At 46.3% G+C, this 19,167-nt stretch carries 16 protein-coding genes and 1 other annotated feature; of the genes, 9 read left to right on the top strand and 7 right to left on the bottom strand.

Annotated features, from left to right (window positions below; genetic code table 11):
* Window positions 1-271 precede the first annotated feature (271 nt).
* From AYO36_RS03080 to tpx, 3 genes are all read right to left on the bottom strand, one after another.
* Window positions 272-1,483 (bottom strand): acetate kinase, encoded by a 1,212-nt coding sequence (locus AYO36_RS03080; RefSeq protein ID WP_023469051.1) that lies wholly within the window; start codon window positions 1,481-1,483, stop codon window positions 272-274.
* 120 nt (window positions 1,484-1,603) lie between these two features.
* The gene (locus tag AYO36_RS03075; protein WP_064299503.1) at window positions 1,604-2,512 is read right to left on the bottom strand and encodes a class I SAM-dependent methyltransferase; all 909 of its coding nucleotides are present in this window, start codon (window positions 2,510-2,512) and stop codon (window positions 1,604-1,606) included.
* A 100-nt stretch (window positions 2,513-2,612) separates the two neighbouring features.
* Window positions 2,613-3,104 carry a thiol peroxidase gene (gene tpx / locus AYO36_RS03070; RefSeq protein ID WP_035396538.1) on the bottom strand — a complete coding sequence of 164 codons (492 nt, stop codon included), beginning with the start codon at window positions 3,102-3,104 and terminating at the stop codon, window positions 2,613-2,615.
* Window positions 3,105-3,276: 172 nt separating this feature from the next.
* Here tpx and AYO36_RS03065 point away from each other — a divergent pair, with 172 nt between their 5' ends.
* Window positions 3,277-4,092 (top strand): NAD kinase, encoded by an 816-nt coding sequence (locus AYO36_RS03065; protein WP_023469054.1) that lies wholly within the window; start codon window positions 3,277-3,279, stop codon window positions 4,090-4,092.
* A gap of 90 nt (window positions 4,093-4,182) precedes the next feature.
* Window positions 4,183-4,950 carry a MerR family transcriptional regulator gene (locus tag AYO36_RS03060; protein ID WP_082874155.1) on the top strand — a complete coding sequence of 256 codons (768 nt, stop codon included), beginning with the start codon at window positions 4,183-4,185 and terminating at the stop codon, window positions 4,948-4,950.
* On the opposite strand, the gene AYO36_RS03055 is transcribed toward AYO36_RS03060, so the two are convergent.
* Both AYO36_RS03055 and ezrA read right to left on the bottom strand, forming a co-directional pair.
* Window positions 4,942-6,501, bottom strand: coding sequence for an amidohydrolase (locus AYO36_RS03055; RefSeq protein WP_064299502.1), 1,560 nt, complete (start codon window positions 6,499-6,501; stop codon window positions 4,942-4,944). The genes AYO36_RS03060 and AYO36_RS03055 overlap by 9 nt on opposite strands.
* 67 nt (window positions 6,502-6,568) lie before the next feature.
* Complete coding sequence (ezrA, locus tag AYO36_RS03050) at window positions 6,569-8,275, bottom strand: septation ring formation regulator EzrA (protein WP_064299501.1); 1,707 nt, start codon at window positions 8,273-8,275, stop codon at window positions 6,569-6,571.
* Between the two features lie 223 nt (window positions 8,276-8,498).
* On the opposite strand from ezrA, the gene AYO36_RS03045 reads away from it, so the two are divergent.
* The 3 genes from AYO36_RS03045 (at window position 8,499) to AYO36_RS03035 (ending at window position 10,497) form a co-directional block, all read left to right on the top strand.
* On the top strand, window positions 8,499-8,984 hold the full coding sequence (locus AYO36_RS03045; RefSeq protein WP_023469058.1) for a GAF domain-containing protein: 486 nt from the start codon (window positions 8,499-8,501) through the stop codon (window positions 8,982-8,984).
* Window positions 8,985-9,217: 233 nt separating this feature from the next.
* Entirely contained in the window at window positions 9,218-9,817 is a 600-nt protein-coding gene (rpsD, locus tag AYO36_RS03040) for a 30S ribosomal protein S4 (RefSeq protein ID WP_023469059.1), read from the top strand.
* A 152-nt stretch (window positions 9,818-9,969) separates the two neighbouring features.
* Window positions 9,970-10,497 carry a biotin transporter BioY gene (locus AYO36_RS03035; protein WP_064299500.1) on the top strand — a complete coding sequence of 176 codons (528 nt, stop codon included), beginning with the start codon at window positions 9,970-9,972 and terminating at the stop codon, window positions 10,495-10,497.
* Between the two features lie 45 nt (window positions 10,498-10,542).
* Here AYO36_RS03035 and tyrS read toward each other — a convergent pair whose 3' ends face one another.
* Window positions 10,543-11,790, bottom strand: a complete 1,248-nt coding sequence (gene tyrS, locus AYO36_RS03030; RefSeq protein WP_064299499.1) for a tyrosine--tRNA ligase — start codon at window positions 11,788-11,790, stop codon at window positions 10,543-10,545.
* Between the two features lie 56 nt (window positions 11,791-11,846).
* Window positions 11,847-12,053: a binding site (T-box leader), on the bottom strand.
* Between the two features lie 148 nt (window positions 12,054-12,201).
* Between tyrS and AYO36_RS03025 the strand changes: the two genes are divergently transcribed.
* Window positions 12,202-14,742, top strand: a complete 2,541-nt coding sequence (locus AYO36_RS03025; RefSeq protein ID WP_064299498.1) for a transglycosylase domain-containing protein — start codon at window positions 12,202-12,204, stop codon at window positions 14,740-14,742.
* 44 nt (window positions 14,743-14,786) lie between these two features.
* Here the strand turns inward: AYO36_RS03025 and acsA are convergent, their stop codons facing one another.
* The gene (gene acsA, locus AYO36_RS03020) at window positions 14,787-16,490 is read right to left on the bottom strand and encodes an acetate--CoA ligase (protein WP_064299497.1); all 1,704 of its coding nucleotides are present in this window, start codon (window positions 16,488-16,490) and stop codon (window positions 14,787-14,789) included.
* 146 nt (window positions 16,491-16,636) lie between these two features.
* Between acsA and AYO36_RS03015 the strand changes: the two genes are divergently transcribed.
* Genes AYO36_RS03015 through AYO36_RS03005 form a run of 3 tightly spaced genes read left to right on the top strand, consistent with a single transcriptional unit; the run spans window position 16,637 to window position 19,110 of the window.
* Window positions 16,637-17,269 carry a GNAT family N-acetyltransferase gene (locus tag AYO36_RS03015; RefSeq protein WP_023469064.1) on the top strand — a complete coding sequence of 211 codons (633 nt, stop codon included), beginning with the start codon at window positions 16,637-16,639 and terminating at the stop codon, window positions 17,267-17,269.
* Between the two features lie 18 nt (window positions 17,270-17,287).
* Entirely contained in the window at window positions 17,288-17,920 is a 633-nt protein-coding gene (locus AYO36_RS03010; RefSeq protein ID WP_064299496.1) for an acetoin utilization AcuB family protein, read from the top strand.
* Window positions 17,917-19,110, top strand: coding sequence for an acetoin utilization protein AcuC (locus tag AYO36_RS03005; protein ID WP_023469066.1), 1,194 nt, complete (start codon window positions 17,917-17,919; stop codon window positions 19,108-19,110). Before AYO36_RS03010 ends, AYO36_RS03005 begins: the two co-directional genes overlap by 4 nt.
* Window positions 19,111-19,167: the final 57 nt, after the last annotated feature.

The following is a 19,167-nucleotide window of genomic DNA, read 5'->3' as shown; positions in this document are numbered from 1 at the left end:
TGTTTCGTGTTTGTTAACTGAGATTAATATACATGACAAAACGAGGGAGTGCCGTTACATATAGACCACAAAAATATGTCTGTACTATTACTTTTATGTTACAAACGACTCATTTTTTTAAGAAATCGACCTTTTTTGGGTTTATTTTTACAAAGATGACGATTCATTTTTCGTTATATGACAAACAACGTAACAATGGATCGTACGTTCGTAGATTTCATTAAAAAAAGGACTGAATCGTTGGAATAACGACTCAGTCCTTTTGAAATGATTATGCGTTTTGAGCAACTAATCCACCAACACGAACCGTGTCGCGTGCAATCATCAATTCCTCATTCGTTGGAATGATGATGACTTTAACTGGTGAGTGTGGGTAGTTAATGAAGAGTTCTTCTCCACGAGCTCCGTTGTTGAGTGATGGATCCCAGTAAACGCCCATGAATTCAAGACCACGTAAGACACGCTCACGGATTGAATCTGAGTTTTCTCCGACACCGGCTGTGAAGATGATCGCATCGACACCGTTCATCTCAGCAGCGTATTGCCCGATGTAACCGTGGATACGGTTCGCGAAGATACGGAGTGCCATCTCTGAACGATGGTTTCCTTCTTTAGCAGCCGTTTGGACATCACGCAAGTCACTTGAAAGACCTGAGAGACCGTAGATTCCAGACTCTTTGTTCATGACGTTCAAGACGTCTTCTGCTGTTTTCCCTGTTTTCTCCATCAAGAATGGAATCAACGCTGGGTCAAGTGAACCAGAACGTGTTCCCATCGTGATCCCTTCAAGCGGTGTGAAGCCCATCGTCGTATCGATTGATTCGCCACCTGAAACTGCTGCGATTGATGCTCCGCTACCTAAGTGACACGAGATCAAACGGAGGTCTTTTAACGGACGACCGAGTAATTCAGATGCACGTTCCGTAACGTATTTGTGACTCGTACCGTGGAAACCATATTTACGGATACCGTATTCTGTATAGTAATCATACGGCAAGCTGTAAAGGAAGTTTTCTTCTGGCATCGTTTGGTGGAACGCCGTATCGAAGACTGCCACTTGTGGTACTTCCGGAAGCAATGCTTGGAATGCCCGGATTCCGATCAAGTTTGGTGGAATGTGAAGTGGTCCGAGCTCTGTGTACGACTCGATATCGTGCATGACTTCATCTGTAATCAATACAGAGTCTGCATATTTTTCTTTACCATGAAGCACACGGTGTCCAACACCTTTAATCTCATCGTAAGACGAGATGATTCCGAACTCCATTAATTTTTCGAGTGACAACTCGACTGCTTCTTTATGTGTTGCAAGTGGGAGGACATCTGTATACTTTTGTCCTTCACCATATTTAATCGTAAAGATTGCATCGTCTTTACCGACGCGTTCAACGAGTCCGACTGCGATCATCGTTTCGTTCGGCATTTCGAGCAATTGGAACTTCAAAGACGAACTACCTGCGTTTACCGCCATAATTTTTGCCATGATTTTTCCCCTTTTCCATTTGAATCCAATGAACATTCACATCTGTTTAGGTTTTCTTCTATTTCTGTTCTACAACTAGAATAGTCAAATTAACGACAGATTTCAATCACTTTGCGTAATTCATTTTAATTCTGTGTTAATCCATTCATCAATCTGTTTCACCATACCACCAAACGCGCGGGCATCTGTGAACGATGGCAACTCAGCAAGCAATGCTTGTTTCGGCATCTTCATACCGGCTAAATGATTACGGACGACCAAATAACTTTTTGCCGCCTGTTCTTGTTTGAACATCGTGAGCGGCAACTGCAAAATACCGATGACATGCGCTTTTGATTCGAAGTATTGTTTCAACTTGCCTTCCGTATCATGCTGGAACAGACCGTTCGGGATGACGAAGACACCGAATCCACCTGGTTTGACGTATTGCATTGCTTGTTCAATCAACAAGAAATGACTGTAGCTCATGCCTTCGTCTCGTTTCAAGATGTAAGAAGCGGCAGCCTCTTCATCCGGATAATAACCGACAGGAAGATCAGCCATCGCAAGATCAACTGGATCCAACAATAATGGACGTAACGCATCTTGATGGGTATACGTGACTGGATAGTCGAGTAATTCCGTTACCGCTGCCGATAAACGAATCAATGTCTCATCCACCTCGACCGCCTCAGCGGATGTACCTGTCGAAAGCTGACTTAAGACAGCATGTAACATGCCACCTGTCCCACTCCCCAACTCAAGTAGTCGGATGTCCTCCTTACCTACCAATTTCCCGATTAGATAACCAGCAAACAAAGCGACGCTATCTGGCGTCGGCAAATGGTTCGGTTGCGCTTGTTTCATCCCTTCTAGAATAGCAAGCGATACTGCCTTACGAATGACTTCTTTGTCTACATTTTCAGTATGACGATCGTTCAATCGATCAATCACCGTCGTCAACGCTTCTAAATAGGGCATATCAAGATCACGTTCGATTTGTTTTGTTTGACGTGTTAATTCCTTATATAACTTTTCTAACGGTTCCATGTACGTCATCCTCTCCAAAACGAAACGGCCCCCCGTAGAGCGGGAGCCGTTTCTATCATTAGTTCCATTGTAACGCTTCAGCGGCGTTTGTAAACCATTCTTACTTCGCTTCACGTGCTGCAGCGAGTGCTGCTTCGAAATTGACTTCGTCTGTTGATTCTTCAAGATATTCAACGTACGTGATCTCGTTGTTTGAATCAAGAACGAAAACAGAACGGGCAAGCAGGCGTAATTCTTCGATGGCTACGCCATACTGTGTACCGAATGAAAGATCACGGTGATCAGACAACGTCACGACTTGATCGAGACCGCTTGATGCGCACCAGCGACGTTGTGCGAATGGAAGGTCGTTTGAAACCGTCATGACCGTCACACCTTCGATTGTTGCTGCTTCTTCATTGAATTTGCGTGTCTGCGCATCACAAACGCCTGTATCGATCGATGGAACGACGCTGATGATCCGGACACCTTGATATGTATCACGTGTTACCGGTGATAAGTCGTTAGCTAACACTTGAAAGTCAGGTGCTGTTTGTCCGACTTGAACCGCTGTACCTTGAAGTGTGATTGGATTTCCTTTAAATGTTGCCATTATGAATTCCCCTTTTCCCCTGATTGGATATACTGTATTTTCTATTTAACTATAGGAATGATCCGCGAAGATGGCAAGCGTTCTGCCATAATTGATGGACTTCAGTACCCGTCTTTCCAAAAAACAGGTATAATGAAAGAGTTCATGAAACGCTTTCAAGGGGGAATTGACCATGGCTCGAAATAATGTCTACCTGTACTACCGAAATACACAAAGACACGAGACGCAGGTGCGAAAGTTGATTGATGTCGGTACACGATACGGACTGAACGTCGTCCAAGATCACCGACAAGCAAACATCATCGTCTCGATTGGTGGAGATGGGGCTTTCTTGCAAGCGGCACGCTTCACAGGTTTCCGTGATGATGCGATCTATGTTGGATTCGCTGAAGGACCCAACTCGTTCTACTGTGATTTTGATATCAATGATCTTTCTGCGGTCGAAGCCATCTTTAAAGAGACAGGCAACCGTGTCTCGGATGGTGAAATCGAAGTACGTCGTTATCCACTGCTCGAAGCATCCATCAACGGTGGACCACCGATGCTCTGTCTGAACGAATGTTCCGTGAAGTCGAGCATCATCAAATCACTTGCAATCGAAGTCTATATCGACGACTTCCTGTTTGAGACATTCCGTGGGGATGGAATGGTCATCTCAACACCGACGGGTTCTACAGCTTATAATAAGTCACTCTCTGGTGCGATCGTCGATCCGTTGATCCATTGTCTTCAAGTCAGCGAAATTGCTTCCGTCAACAACAACCGGTACCGGACACTCGGTTCTGCTTTCCTATTGAACCGTGGACGGAAACTTTCGTTACGCATCATCGAGGACGGAAACGACTATCCGATCATCGGGATGGATAACGAAGCACTCAGTCTCACACGAACAGATTCAGTCGATATCCAGCTTTCTGAAAAAGAACTGAAAACCGTCAAATTGACGAACAATACATTTTGGCATAAGATTCAACGCTCGTTCTTATGACAATAAAAAAATCTGCCTCCTCGGGGCAGATTTTTTTATTGCGTCTTCCGTTACGTCACCCTTTATACTCCAATCAAAGGAGGTACACAAATGATGTATTCCACTCAGGAAATCGCCAAACTGACCGGCGTCACAAAACGAACACTCTATCATTATGAGACGATCGGTCTCCTCGTGCCAAAGCGTACCAATGCTGGTCACCGAAGTTACAGCAGAGAGGATCTTTTACGTTTACAACAAATCCTGCTCTACCGCTCTCTTGATTTCCCACTGTCAGAAATCCAAAGATTACTCACGCAATCTGATTCCAATCATCATACGACACTGAAAAAGCAGATTGCACTCCTTCAAGAAAAAGCTTCGCATTATCAAATGCTTGCTCGACTCGCTGAACAGACATTACTCACCTTAAAAGGAGGACTCCCGATGAAAGACGAACAATTATTCCGCGGTTTGCGCCACGAAGAGATCGTTACGCATGAAAAGCAACATGCAGATGAAGTTCAAAAACACTATGGCGACACAGACGCTTATCGAATCAGTGCAAAAAGACAACAACAACGAACGCCGAAAGAGAAAGAACAACTGAGCAGCATGCATAAGCAACTCGATCAGCGCTTGACGACCCTTTACCGCGAAGGGCACGCGACGACGGATCCGGACGTTCAACAAGTCGTCAAAGAACAACATGATTTCATCGATACGTACTATTACCCGTGCGCATTATCTCTCTTTGCCTCACTCGGTCAGATGTATGTGTCTGACGAACGATTTCGTGCCTATTACGATGCGTATGCACCCGGACTTTCGACGTTCTATTCGGAAGCTATTTCACACTATACGCAAACATCACACTAACGCGGCTTCCGCCTGATAAACGGTTTTTCCAGCTTGGACTGTCTCGACCAAACGGTTATTCAAGATGGCTTCCCCACGCAAGCGATAGAAGTCTTCTTCAAAGATGACGAAGTCGGCATCATAGCCTGGTAAGAGCAATCCTTTTCGACCGTGTGTTTCCGTCGCGAGATGTGGATTTTTCGTAAAGAGCAACAAGGCTTCAAACATCGATAACGTCTCGTTCGTCTTATTGACACGCCCTGCCATTCCTTCCGTCGCTGCATAAAGCGACCGCCGGACATCGGGGTCAGAGATCGGTGCATCTGCTCCGCCGCACAATAGTGCGCCGGTCTCAGCTAACGAACGTAAGCGATAACTCCAGTCTAAGCGGTTCAAGCCGAGTCGATCAACGATGAAGTCGGCGTCATCCAATAAAAAGACTGGTTGAACATCAATCAAGACCGGTAATTTCCGAATTCGCGCAAGCGTTTCTGGTCGGACGACCGTCGCATGAATGATGCGATCTCGTTTCCCTTTTGGTGCCGGGTACTTCTCGAGCACCTGTACGAACCGCTCGATCGCTAAATCACCGATGACGTGTGCCGCGACTGTGAATCCGTAACTACGTGCGCGTTTGACGAGTTGTTCGAGTTGTTCTGGCGTATGCACTTCGATGCCGCGTGTCGTCGGATCATCGGAATAACCACGACCGAGAAGAGCTGTTCGTCCTCCGAGCGCGCCATCGACGAACAGTTTCATCGCACCGATTGACATTGTTGACGGTAAAGTAGGTTGTTGTTGCACGAACTCATCGATGACAAGATGATGCACGAGCAGATGCGTATGGAAGCCTGTCTCTTGCGTCACTTCCTTATAAGCTTGCAAAATGTCCGCGACATCCCCGTGATACGACAAGTCTTCTGTGTGTGCCGCAATGATGCCATATTGGTATAAGTTCTTAATCGCTGATCGAAGGGACGCTTTATTCCGCTCCAAGTTTCCAGCTTGTAACGCATATAAAGGTTCAAGCGCCGCATCGTACAAGAATCCGTCAGCTTCTCCATTATCCGATAAACCGACCTTTCCACCTTCGATGACAGTCGACGCTTTATATCCGAGCTGTTGGAATAAGACATCGTTGACAAGTGCTGTATGCCGGTCTGTTCGTTTCAACAAGGCAGGTGCGTCAGGGAACAACTGATTGAGCCACGCCTTCGTCGGTGCACGATCAAGCTTCGTTTCGTCATAGCCTTCTGCCACATGGATTCCATTGACTGGTTCCGCCTTGAGAAAAGCTTGTCCTAACGCTTCAAGCGTCGTATAACGCGAGGCATCGACACGATTGATCGCTTCCCCGTAACCGATCAGATGAATATGCGCATCTGTAAAGGCTGGATATACAGCTTTTCCGTTCAAGTCGTGAATCTGATCAATATGTCTACCGAAACGGCGGCGTAGCTTTCCTTCCTCCCCCATCGCGATGATCCGCGTTTTCTCGACGAACATCGCTGAATGGACATCCTCTTCGTGTGCCATCGTTCGAATCAATCCGTTTACGTATAGTGTTCCCATTCCACTCACTCCTCTTTTTACAAAAATAGGGTGACCATGACGGTCACCCTGAATTGTCGATCCTGATTTAAACGTGCAATGTTTCTTCTGGTGCACACGACCGTTTAATACGTTCGATCGCGGCCGGATCGTATTCATTTAGGACACGTTCCGCTAAGACAATCGTTCGTTCATAGTCTCCCGCTAAGAACTTCGTTTCCGCGATCGTCAGCGACATATGTATCTCGTTGTCGTGGCGACGGTACCGGTTCGCATACTGGACGAGCCGTTCGGCATACGTGACTTCGAACACTAATGTATCTAACCGTTCTTGCACATGTTTAAACGTTTCTTGGACGTCTTGACTTTGTGCGACGATCGATCGAACGTTAAACGGTAACTCCTCTAACCGTGTTTCAAGCGTCTGCAGTGAACGATTCGCATTTCGAAGCGCTTCTTCCACTTCAGCCGGTAAGTTCGGTAATCCGAGTCGTTTTAGACGGAGACGTGTTTGCGACAGCTGATGACGCCATTCGACGATTCGTTCGCGAACTTCCGTCTCTTCTTTTCGAAGTGCCTGGAGTTCGACCGTAAAGCGTTCGTACTGAATCATCAACTGTTCTTCGAGGCGAATCGCATCGCGCATCTGATCTTCGAGCATACTGAACGGGATGATTTTTCCGGCAATCGACTCATCAAGATCTTTTGCTGCTTCAAAGAGCAGCTCTTCGTCACGCTGAATCGTTTCATAGTGAATCCCTAAATCTGCTGAGATTTCATATTTTTCACGTAAGATACTGAACTCTTGTGCCAATTGATGAATCCGTTCACGCATCCGTAGCGCTTTTTGTTTCAAGAATTGGTTTTCTTTTTTCACTTGATGACGCGCATCGACCTCACGACGGAACGTATCATACATTTGATCCACATCGGCTGATAACTGTTGAATCGCCTCTTCCAAACCATCGACTTCTAGCATTTCGATTTTTTCAGAAAGGCTCAGACGTTGTTCCTCGAACCGTTTGATCTCGGATTGGAGACCGAGTGGTTCAAGTGGATACCCATCTAACGACATTTCCTTATAGCCTGCTCCGAGCTGATCAATCCGTTGACGTAATTCATGAGCAAGAATCTTCCATTGTTTCGGTACAAGTTCGACGAGTTGACGCGTCGTTGCTACTTCTTGCTCGAGTAGCAAGCTTGTTTCATACGCCTTCGTCACTTCACCTGAAGCTTCGTACTGACACATCTCATTCCAGTGCGCATCGATTTGTTCACTTCGTTCTTCTAGACGCGCAAGCGCCGGACCAAATGAGTTCGCTTGAATCAATAATGATTTCCGAACTTGCCCTGAATCGGCTTCCCCTTGCGCTTTCAGTTCGGCTAGAACCGATTGATTCGTTTTGAACGTCGACATCTCGACGAGCATCTCATCGATCAACCCTTCGAGTTCTGCAATCAATTGTTCCGTTACTTCGAGGTCATTCTTGACGGCGATGAACCGATATTTATCGAGCGCTTCCTCTGCCCGGTAAAGGGTCTCATCGATTTGGGCGACGTGGACCGTTAATAACTCTTCCCACGCTTGATGCCAGGAGCTGAACTTCGTCTCCGTCTCACCCGCCATCGGTAGTTGCTTTAAGTCCTGCAACTCCTTTGGAATCGATGCACTGACGATGCCTTGTTTGCGCATATCAAGTTCATCGATTTTCGTGTAGTATTTTTTTCGACTGATCATGCTAAACAGCATGACGAGTAATACGATGACGATGACTCCGATCACCCATGCCCACATTTGTCACGACCTCCACTCTGTCCTACGACTTTAGATTTTCTCTAAATCGCAATAATCTTATCCTTATAATAGTATAGCGCAACCGTTTTGCATAGATTTACAAGGGCTTTTCCTGATTTCTTCCGCTGTTTTAAATCCTTTTTCCAAAAATCAATTGTTTGTCAGCTACGCGAAAACTCGTTAAACTAAAAAAAATACGCTTTTCACGGGAGGAATTTTTATTATGTTCGAAACAAAGACATATGAAGGTGACCGGACGAAACAATACGACATGCTCTCAAAACAACTCGATGCGCTATTAATGGGAGAAGACAATCAAGTTGCAAACTTATCGAATGCGAGCGCGTTGCTCAACCAGTTCCTCGACCGTATCAACTGGGTCGGCTTCTATTTGACGGATACGGAGCAAAACCAACTCGTCCTCGGACCGTTCCAAGGACTTCCAGCATGCGTCCGTATTCCATTCGGTCGTGGTGTCTGCGGAACGTCCGCAGCAGAACAGACGACACAACGAATCGAAGATGTGCATCAGTTCCCAGGTCACATCGCATGTGACGCGGCTTCGAATTCAGAAATCGTCATTCCACTCGTCAAAGACGGACAAACGATCGGTGTCCTCGATATCGACAGCCCAGAATTCAACCGTTTCGACGAAGTCGATCAAGCTGGTCTAGAAGCATTCTGTACGACACTGCTTCGCCATCTGTAATTCTGATTGACAGTCGATTGTCCACACCGTATACTTGTAAAAGTGCAGAAATGATAACGATAGCGGTCAAATCGCTTACGTATCACATTTCATGACTCGGTGAATAACCGGAGGGGCATCGTGTAACTTTGCTATCAAGCGAGGGTGCCACATCATGAAATGGGCGTAATGTGGGTTTGATGGCGTTATTATTTTTATGCAAATAATAACGAACAATAAGGAGGAGTCTTATTATGGCTCGCTATACAGGTCCAGCTTGGAAACTCTCACGTCGTCTCGGTATCTCACTTACTGAAACAGGAAAAGAAATCGCAAAACGCCCTTACGCACCAGGTCAACACGGTAACAGCCGTCGTAAAGTATCTGAGTACGGTCTTCAACTTCAAGCGAAGCAAACACTTCGTCACATGTACGGAGTAAACGAACGCCAATTCAACCGTATCTTCAACGATGCTGGCAAAATGCCTGGTATCCACGGTGAGAACTTCATGTTCTTACTCGAAGCACGTCTTGATAACGTCGTTTACCGTATGGGTATGGCTCGTACACGTCGTGCTGCTCGTCAGCTCGTCAACCACGGTCACATCCAAGTTGATGGACAACGCGTTGATATCCCATCATTCCGCGTGAAACCAGGTCAAACGATCTCAGTTCGCGAAAAATCGAAGAACTTTGTCGTTATCAAAGAAGCACTCGAAGTTGCTCCAGCAACTAAAGACTTCGTTACTTTCGATGCTGAGAAGCTCGAAGGAACGTTCGTCCGTCTTCCTGAGCGTTCTGAATTGAACGATCAAATCCAAGAACAACTCGTCGTCGAGTACTACTCACGTTAATCGATTGTTCCAGCACTCACTTCGGTGGGTGCTTTTTTTATGCCTATGACTAAAATGTATACCTGGTCTTAAAAAAAGAGTGACGTCATTCATTCGTTTGTGTTAACCTTTATATATACATAGTTAACACAAATAGAAAAGAGGACTCATTCATGAAAACAAGAGATTTAACATTCATTGCCCTTGGTGCTGCCATCATCGCAGCCGTCAGCTCTTTGCCACAAATTCAACTTGTCGGCGCTGTTCCAATCACGCTCCAGATGCTCGCAATCATGACGGTCAGCGCGATTCTCGGTGGAAAACGTGGTGGACTCGCTGTCTTGATTTTCTTATTACTCGCAGCAGCTGGTCTACCGGTGCTTGGCGGAAAAGGCGGGCTAGCCCCATTCGTCGGACCAACCGTTGGTTATTTGATTGCCTTTCCGATTGCTGGATTCTTCATCGGTCTTGTTGCTGAAAAAACGCGTCGCTTCGTTCCCCTCTTCATCGGGATTATCGTCTTTGGTCTTGGTTTAGTCTACTTGCTTGGAACATTTGGTCTAATGGCTGTACTCGATCTATCGTTCAAAGATGCTTTTGCGATTAACTATCCTTTCGTCTTATGGGATACGATCAAAGCTGTCATTGCCACGACGATTGCCGTTCGCTTGTTGCCACTCCGTTTATTCCGAACAGCTTAAAAAAACGCTCTCTGCATCTAAGTGCAGGGAGCGTTTCGTATATCATCAAGCATGCTCGACGACGAAGTATTTTTTCTTTCCGCGACGTACGATCGTAAAGCGACCGATTGCATCAGCTTCCGTGATTTCTTTCGTTAAATCTTGCTCGCGTTCTCCGTTTAGGTAGATTGCACCGTTCGTGACGTCTTCACGTGCTTGACGTTTTGACGGACTGATCTTCGCCTCAACGAGAACGTCGACAAGGTTTGTCGCTTCACCGAGTGTAAAGCGCGGCATTCCTTTGAACGCATCTTCGATATCTTCGACTTGCAACGATTTAATATCTCCACTAAAGAGTGCCGTCGTAATACGTTGTGCTTGTGTCAGACCTTCTTCACCATGGACGAGAACGGTCATCTCTTCTGCAAGACGACGTTGCGCGACACGCTTCTCTGGTGCTGCCTTGACTTCTTCTGCGAGCGCGTCGAGTTCTTCGTGCGTTAAGAACGTGAAGTATTTCAAGAACTTGATGACGTCAAGATCGTCAACGTTGAACCAGAATTGGTAGAACTCGTACGGTGACGTTTTGTCAGCGTCTAACCAAACCGCACCACCTGCTGTCTTACCGAATTTTTGACCGTCTGCTTTTGTAACAAGCGGTACCGTCAAACCGAATGCTTTTTCTTCATGACCCGCACGACGAATCAATTCCATCCCTGCTGTGATGTTCCCCCATTGGTCACTTCCTCCGACTTGAAGGCGGCACCCTTTGTCTTCGTAGAGTTTCAAGAAGTCAAACGATTGAAGTAACATGTATGAGAACTCTGTGAATGAGATCCCGTTTTGAAGGCGTGAGTCAACAGAATCTTTCGCAAGCATGTAGCTGACCGGGAAGTGCTTTCCGATATCGCGTAAGAAATCGATGATCGTCAAATCTTTCGTCCAGTCCAAGTTATTGGCGATCGTAACCGGGTTCTCCCCTTCAAGCGGTAAGAAACGTGACAACTGGCCCTTAATCCGATTCGCGAACTCTTCGACGATATCCGATGTATTCAACGAACGTTCTGTTGCGCGACCACTCGGGTCTCCGATCATTCCCGTTGCTCCACCAACGAGACCTACGACATGGTGACCTGCTTGTTGGAATCGTTTTAAGACTAAGATCGGCAACAAGTGTCCGATATGCAACGAATCTGCTGTTGGATCAAAGCCTGTGTAAAGCGTCGTTGGTGTCTCGAGTAATGTCTTCAATCCTTCTTCATCCGTCATTTGGTTAATTAAACCGCGAAATTCTAAATCCTCTAGTAACGTCATTGTGTCTCCTCCTAAAGTTCACTTTTAACAATAAAAAACCGCCCCTTCGTCTAAGACGAAGGGACGGAAGATTCCGTGGTACCACCCTGATTGCCCTTTACATAAAAGGACCACTTGGTTCGTCGATAACGGGACGGACCGCTTGATTTCTCAAGAAACTCCTGGAAGCGTAATTCGTAAGTTCACTGTGTCCTAGTTCGCAGCACCACTAGGTCTCTGTCACAGGGAGTGACTTACTACTGTATTCCGATCACTGTTTAACGTAATATATGAAAATAAGATGGTTTCATGATACGTCGAAGACGAATCCGCTGTCAAGTCCGATTTCACTGGTGGATTTATGGTATAATACGTCTATCTGTGATTTAATATTAATTTACACCTAAGTTTAAGATGCAAAGGAGATCATTTATGCGCGAGAACTGGTTCAAGTTTTGGAATCACCCCCGGACGAAAGCCGTTCGGCACTGGTCGAATATCACATACGATGTTTCGTGGAACATCATTTTATTCCTCATCATAGCAGTCCTTCTCATCGGCAGCTTCTCTGTCGGAGCGGCTGGAGGATATTTCGCTTCCCTCGTCAAAGATACGAAAGCTCCACCTTTGACTGAGATGAAACAAGAAGTGAACAGTTATGCGGTGACAAGTCAAATTTATTGGGGAAGTGGCGAAAAGCTGACGAACATCTCAACGGATGAAGAACGTCAGCCGGTCGATATCAAAAATATCTCCCCTTATTTAATTGATGCGCTTCTATCAACGGAAGACGTAGATTTTTATCAACATGATGGAGTCGTTCCAAAAGCGACTTTACGAGCAGTCTTACAAGAATTGACGAATTCAGCGTCACGCACCGGCGGAAGTACGCTGACACAACAATTAATTAAAAACCAAATCCTGACGAACGAAGTTTCATTCGAACGGAAAGCAAAAGAGATCATCTTAGCGCTCCGCCTTGAAAATGCGATGTCAAAAGATGAAATTTTACAGGCATACTTGAATGTCGTCTCATTCGGACGAAATTCACTCGGGCGTAACATCGCTGGTATCGAAGCTGCTTCCCAAGGGGTCTTCAACAAATCAGCGAAAAAACTGACGTTACCACAAGCAGCTTTCCTCGCTGGTATTCCGAAAAACCCTTACTACTACACACCTTATCTACAAGGCGGTGTCGTCAAAAAAGACTTGACGCCAAGTGTCAATCGGATGAAGACCGTGTTGAAGCGGATGTATGTTGCAAAAAACATTACAAAAGAACAATATGAAAAAGCAATCAAACACGACATCACGAAAGACTTCGCGAAACAGTCGAAACGTTCGCGTGACACGTATCCGTATGTCTATGATTTAGCAGAACGTGAAGCGACGAAGATCATGACGAAGTACTTGATGAAACAAGATGGTGTGAAAGAAGACGAAGTCAAACCGTCTGAACTGGCAGAAGTCCGGGCAAACTATCAAGATCAAGCACTGGTTGCACTCCGTCAAGGTGGATACAAAGTTCACATGACGCTAGATAAAAAAATTCATGAATCGATGCAACAACCTGCGAAGAACAACGGGAACTTCCCTGGTGGCATGCAGTACAAACAAGTCGTCGATCCAAAAACGAAAAAAACCGTTTCGAAACAAGATCCAGAAGAAACAGCAGCAGTCATGGTTCAGAATGAGACGGGGCGTATCCTCGGATTCGTTGGTGGACGTTACCTTGATGGAAAAGCCGATGATTTTAACCGAGCATTCCAAGCGAAACGTCAAATCGGGTCAACGGCAAAACCAATTCTCGTCTACTCGAACGGGATTGAAAATCGTTTGATCACTCCGGCATCTACCGTCAATGATGAAGAGTACTACTACCAGACCGTACCACGTCAACCAGGTGATCGTCCGATCAAGAACGAAGGTGGACGTTATCGTGGAAACGTGACGGTTCGTACAGCACTTGAACTCTCATTAAACGTACCTGCCGTTAAGATTTACGAGAAGATGAACATGTCGAACTCGATTCAAAAACTCGTCGATATGGGTGTTGAAGTACCGGATGCGATTCGTTATGCTCCTTCGGCGGCACTCGGAACGATGGAGATTACACCGGTCGAACTTGCTGGTGCTTACGCGACACTCGCCAACTATGGTGAATTCGTGCAACCATACGTCATTTCGAAAATTACGAAAGACGGAAAAGATATCTATAAAGCAAAACCGAAGAAAAAACGAATTTATGAACTACGAACAGCTTACCTGACACTTGATATGATGCGTGGCGTCTTCTCAAAAGGTACAGCAACGTTTGCAAAAGATCGATTGAACGTTCCTGGAGATTGGGCTGGTAAGACAGGTACGACGAACGATGTCAAAGACTCTTACCTTGTCGGTTCCACTCCTGGTGTGACGCTTGCCGTTTGGACAGGACACGATCAGAACAACTCGCTCATCGGTCCAACGACGTATTACCAACGAACACAAACGCTGTGGTCACAAATGGCGAATGCGACGTATGCCGCGAACAGTAGTTACTTCAAATCCGGTGCCCGCTTCACACAACCATCTTCTGTAACAGCAAACGACTTTAAGAACAGTGGTCGCTTCAAAGAAGAAGATAAGAAGAAAAAAGCGGAAGAGGCAAAGAAAAAAGCCGAAGCGAAGAAAAAGAAAGAAGCAGAAGAAAAGAAAAAAGAAGCAGACGCACAGAAAAAAGAAGAGCAACAGAAAGAACAAGATCAGGCGAAAGAAAAAGCGGAAGCTGATGCTAAGAAAAAAGCAGCCGACGACGCCAAGCGTGCTGCCGATGCAAAAGCAAAAGCCGAAGCAGAGGCAAAAAAGAAAGCGGAAGCGGACGCTAAGAAAAAAGAAGCTGATGCTAAGAAAAAAGAAGCGGACGCTAAGAAACAGCAAGAACAACAGAAGAAACAAGATGAAAAGAAAAACGATGCTGCTTCTGAAAACTAATAAAAAGGATGAATCACCTGCCACGGTGATTCATCCTTTTTTGTTTAATCTTCCATCGTCGACAGATCACCTGTTTCAAGATTCAACTCCCATGCTTTCAGAACACGGCGCATGATTTTACCACTTCGTGTCTTCGGCAATTTATCCCGGAAATCAATTTCTCTCGGTGCCGCGTGAGCAGCCAGCCCCTCTTTGACGAATGCTTGGATTTCTTGTTTTAGTTCATCCGTCGGCTCGTAACCATCACGCAAGGCAATGAACGCCTTGATGATTTCACCGCGGACTGGATCTGGTTTCCCGATGACACCGGCTTCTGCGACAGCTGGGTGCTCGACGAGACGACTTTCGACTTCGAACGGACCAACCCGTTCTCCAGCCGTCATGATGACATCATCGACACGTCCTTGGAACCAGAAGTAACCTTCGTCATCCATATAGGCAGAATCCCCTGAGACATACCATCCTTTAAAGAAATACGATTCATATTTCTGCGGATTGTTCCAAATTTGACGCATCATCGATGGCCATGGTGTTTTTAAAGCAAGGTTCCCCATTCGGAATGGCGGTAACTCATTTCCTTGATCATCAATGATCGCAGCCTGAGTTCCTGGAATCGGTTTCCCCATCGATCCCGGTTTGATGTCCATCGACTTGTAGTTACAAATCATCATCGCGCCTGTCTCCGTCATCCACCATGTATCATGAATCCGTTGATCAAAGGCTTCTTTCCCCCAACGAATGACTTCTGGGTTCAACGGTTCGCCGACAGACAATACATGACGAAGACTTGAGAGATCATGATGATTTGCAACATCCGCTCCCGCTCCCATCAACATCCGGAAAGCCGTTGGTGCGCTATACCAGACCGTTACCTTATACTTCTCGATGACACTGTACCAGAAATCCGGATTGAAGCGTCCACCGACGACGATGTTCGTCGCGCCATTCAAGAATGGTGCGAAGATACCGTAACTTGTTCCTGTGACCCACCCCGGGTCAGCCGTACACCAGTAGACATCATCTTCTTGGAGATCAAGTACCCAGCGACCTGTCATTAAGTGCTGAATCATCGCATTTTGAACGTGGAGCACACCTTTCGGCTTCCCTGTCGATCCTGAAGTGTAGTGCAGGATCAATCCGTCTTCACGATCTAACCAGACCGGTTCGAATACATCGGATGCTTGCTCGAACGCTTTGCGGAAATCGAGTAATGTGTCCGATTCTTCGATATCTTCGTCGACAAGTACTACTTTTTCAAGTGATTCCAGTTCCCCAACTGGAACACGTGGGAGCAATGCCTTCGTCGTCACGAGTAACTTCGCTTCAGAATCAAGCAAGCGATCACGGACCGCTTGTTCCATGAATGCTTCAAATAACGGACCGACGATTGCGCCTACCTTCAGTGCGCCAAGCAAGGCAAAATACAATTCCGGTGAACGTGGCATGAAGATGAAAATACGGTCACCCATTTTGACCCCTGCATCGACTAATACGTTTGCCGCTTTATTCGTCAATCGTTTCATATCTGCATATGTGAATCGTTGTTCCGTCGTTCCATCGAAATAGATCAGCGCATCCTTGTTCGCCCGCTCGCCTTCTGCGTGGCGGTCGATTGCTTCATGAGCCATGTTGACTTTCCCCGTTGTCGCCCATGAAAAGTACTGCTCAGCATCTTTCCAGTCGTACGTGTTCGTTTCATCATACTCTGCTAACCAATGCTTCCCCGGAAGCGCTTTCAAAACTTTCATGTCTCGTTCCTCCCCTTCTATGTTTTCCTCTTTATTATAAGCTAGTTATCCGTCAGTTCAATCCATTTGCCGTCAATTTGTTAAAAAATCCCTCTCTTTGCTCAAGCGCTTTCGTCTATAATGAATAGGAAGGTGGTGACGCTTACATGTTTGAAAAACAATTCAATCATCGGACGCATGAAACATCACTCGGTCCTGTTGACATCGAAGGTCCCGTACCGAGTCAAACACTAGCAACGTATACACTCGATTCAGGGTTGACGGCTTTTCGTCCACCCGCTGAACAACATCAAGCACTCGTTGAGATTGCAGACCTTGAGGAAGGACGGATCATCGTCGCTCGTCAAGGAACGGAAATCATCGGTTATGTGACTTACTTATACCCTGATCCTTATGAAACGTGGAGCGAAGGAAACAATCCGTACATCTTGGAACTCGGAGCGATCGAAGTCTCCTCTCGGTTCCGCGGACAACAGATCGGTAAAAAATTGCTTGAAATCTCTATGCTCGATCCTGCTATGGAACACTATTTGATTTTAACGACTGAATATTATTGGCATTGGGACCTAAAAGGGAGCGGACTATCGGTCTGGGATTACCGAAAGATCATGGAGAAGATGATGAACCATGGTGGTCTTGTCTTCTTCCCGACCGACGATCCGGAAATCGCCTCCCATCCTGCCAACTGCCTGATGGCACGTATTGGAAAACACGTCTCACCTGAAGTCGTCGCTCATTTTGATGCGCTACGCTTGAGAAGACGCTTCATGTATGACTGAGCTCGAGGAGGAATCGTCATGTTAATCGAACAAATCATGAATACGACGTGCATCACGATGCAACCGACGAATTCCATCGCGCATGCGGTCGAACTCATGCAACGTCATCAGATTCGTCATGTTCTTGTCGTCAATGCCCGCCATGAACTCGTCGGTCTTGTCGGATTAAAGGAAATTCAAAGCGCAAGTAGTATCTTTCATCCGGATACAGCAAAACAAGACCTACAGTATCCGGTCTCAAGCATCATGATTGAAAGTCCTGTCACGGCTCATCCGCTCGATTTTCTCGAAGATGCGGCTGTGCTGTTTTATGAATACCGATTGACGTGTCTGCCAATCGTCCGCGGTCGACGCCTTGTCGGTATCGTCACGGAAACGGATTTGTTGCGGACATTCGTTCAATTGACGGGTGCACTCGAACCAAGTTCTCAAATCGAAATCCGTGTTGAGAACACTGCTGGAACATTAGCAAAGATTGCCGCACTGCTTGCCAAAACGAATATCAATATCTTAAATGTACTCGTATATCCAACAGACGATCCGTATGTCCGGATCGTTGCGTTTCGTGTCCAGACGATGAATCCGATTCGGATCATCGAAAAGTTGCGCAAAGAAGGATTCGATGTACTTGGACCGGATGTGAGCAGATGAAGGATTTTGCCTATCTGTACAGTCCTGAAGAGGCGACTTATCGGTTTTCGGAGACACATCCATTCAATCCGATTCGCCTCGAATTAACGGTTTCTTTGCTTGAAGCGATGCATCAATTAGATGACATTCCTTGTATCGCGCCACGTCATGCGACTGATGAAGAATTGTCACTCGTTCATGATCAGGATTATATTGCTGCCGTCAAAGCAGCCGGGACCGGAGCATTAACGCCTCTCAAGGCACAGATGTATGGTCTTGGGACAGAAGACACCCCTTTGTTCCAGGGGATGCATTCGGGCGCTTCTCTCCTTGTCGGCGGCACGATCGAAGCATGTGACCTCGTCTTATCTGGTCAATATAAACGGACCTTTCATATCGGTGGCGGATTGCATCACGGATTCCGTGGGCGTGCCTCTGGTTTTTGTGTCTATAACGATACCGCTGTCGCCATGGCAGCCATGATTGAAAAATATCACTGTAAAATTCTTTATGTCGATACGGACGCTCATCATGGCGATGGAGTACAATGGGCCTTTTATAATCGAAAGGACGTCATGACATTGTCTCTCCATGAGACGGGTCGCTACTTGTTTCCAGGAACGGGAATGGTGACGGAACGAGGGTCTGAAGAAGGATATGGATTTAGCTGGAACGTGCCACTGGACGCCTTTACGGAAGATGATTCGTTTTTACTCGCTTATGAGACGGCACTCTTTGAAGCCTGTGAATTGTTCCAACCGGATCTCATCATTACGCAAAATGGTGCCGATGCACACGCGCTTGATCCATTGACTCATTTATCCTTAACGATGAAAAGTTATGAGCAGATCCCTCAAATCGCCGTCGCTGCAGCAAATAAATATACGAATGGAAAAATCGTTGCTTTAGGAGGCGGTGGCTATGACTGGTATCGTGTCGTCCCCCGCGCGTGGAGTCAAGTTTTTGCTGCCATGACCGGACAAGCTCCGTTTCGTGGAGAGATTCCTACTTCATGGCAAGAACGTTGGAGTGGACAAGAAACACCCCCACCAACACACTGGCATGATCCAACACCACTCTACCCCGCCATTCCGCGACGACCTGAAATCGAAGAAAAAAATTGGGAGACTGTTAAACGACTAATTTGGCCGTTCGTGAGCGATGAGCGTAAGAAACAATTGACTGCGACTTCCCCTTACTCCGTTGATTAATCGACTTTATATCTTCACATTTATTTCGTTCGGAGTTCACAACTTGTTGCTATACTA

The organism is Exiguobacterium sp. KKBO11, from assembly GCF_001644945.1.
GTDB classification, from domain to species: domain Bacteria; phylum Bacillota; class Bacilli; order Exiguobacteriales; family Exiguobacteriaceae; genus Exiguobacterium_A; species Exiguobacterium_A abrahamii.
Note: the sequence above shows the minus strand (reverse complement) of the source record. Positions and strands in the feature narration are given on the sequence as shown.

Bases quoted from the DNA above. Each gene is read 5' to 3' on its own strand.
- AYO36_RS03035 (WP_064299500.1), top strand. From the start codon at position 9,970: ATGAAAACAAGAGATTTAACATTCATTGCCCTTGGTGCTGCCATCATC.
- AYO36_RS03080 (WP_023469051.1), bottom strand. From the start codon at position 1,483: ATGGCAAAAATTATGGCGGTAAACGCAGGTAGTTCGTCTTTGAAGTTC.
- rpsD (WP_023469059.1), top strand. From the start codon at position 9,218: ATGGCTCGCTATACAGGTCCAGCTTGGAAACTCTCACGTCGTCTCGGT.
- AYO36_RS03055 (WP_064299502.1), bottom strand. From the start codon at position 6,501: ATGGGAACACTATACGTAAACGGATTGATTCGAACGATGGCACACGAA.
- tpx (WP_035396538.1), bottom strand. From the start codon at position 3,104: ATGGCAACATTTAAAGGAAATCCAATCACACTTCAAGGTACAGCGGTT.
- AYO36_RS03075 (WP_064299503.1), bottom strand. From the start codon at position 2,512: ATGGAACCGTTAGAAAAGTTATATAAGGAATTAACACGTCAAACAAAA.
- AYO36_RS03045 (WP_023469058.1), top strand. From the start codon at position 8,499: ATGTTCGAAACAAAGACATATGAAGGTGACCGGACGAAACAATACGAC.
- AYO36_RS03060 (WP_082874155.1), top strand. From the start codon at position 4,183: ATGATGTATTCCACTCAGGAAATCGCCAAACTGACCGGCGTCACAAAA.
- AYO36_RS03015 (WP_023469064.1), top strand. From the start codon at position 16,637: ATGTTTGAAAAACAATTCAATCATCGGACGCATGAAACATCACTCGGT.
- ezrA (WP_064299501.1), bottom strand. From the start codon at position 8,275: ATGTGGGCATGGGTGATCGGAGTCATCGTCATCGTATTACTCGTCATG.
- AYO36_RS03010 (WP_064299496.1), top strand. From the start codon at position 17,288: ATGTTAATCGAACAAATCATGAATACGACGTGCATCACGATGCAACCG.
- AYO36_RS03005 (WP_023469066.1), top strand. From the start codon at position 17,917: ATGAAGGATTTTGCCTATCTGTACAGTCCTGAAGAGGCGACTTATCGG.
- AYO36_RS03025 (WP_064299498.1), top strand. From the start codon at position 12,202: ATGCGCGAGAACTGGTTCAAGTTTTGGAATCACCCCCGGACGAAAGCC.
- acsA (WP_064299497.1), bottom strand. From the start codon at position 16,490: ATGAAAGTTTTGAAAGCGCTTCCGGGGAAGCATTGGTTAGCAGAGTAT.
- AYO36_RS03065 (WP_023469054.1), top strand. From the start codon at position 3,277: ATGGCTCGAAATAATGTCTACCTGTACTACCGAAATACACAAAGACAC.
- tyrS (WP_064299499.1), bottom strand. From the start codon at position 11,790: ATGACGTTACTAGAGGATTTAGAATTTCGCGGTTTAATTAACCAAATG.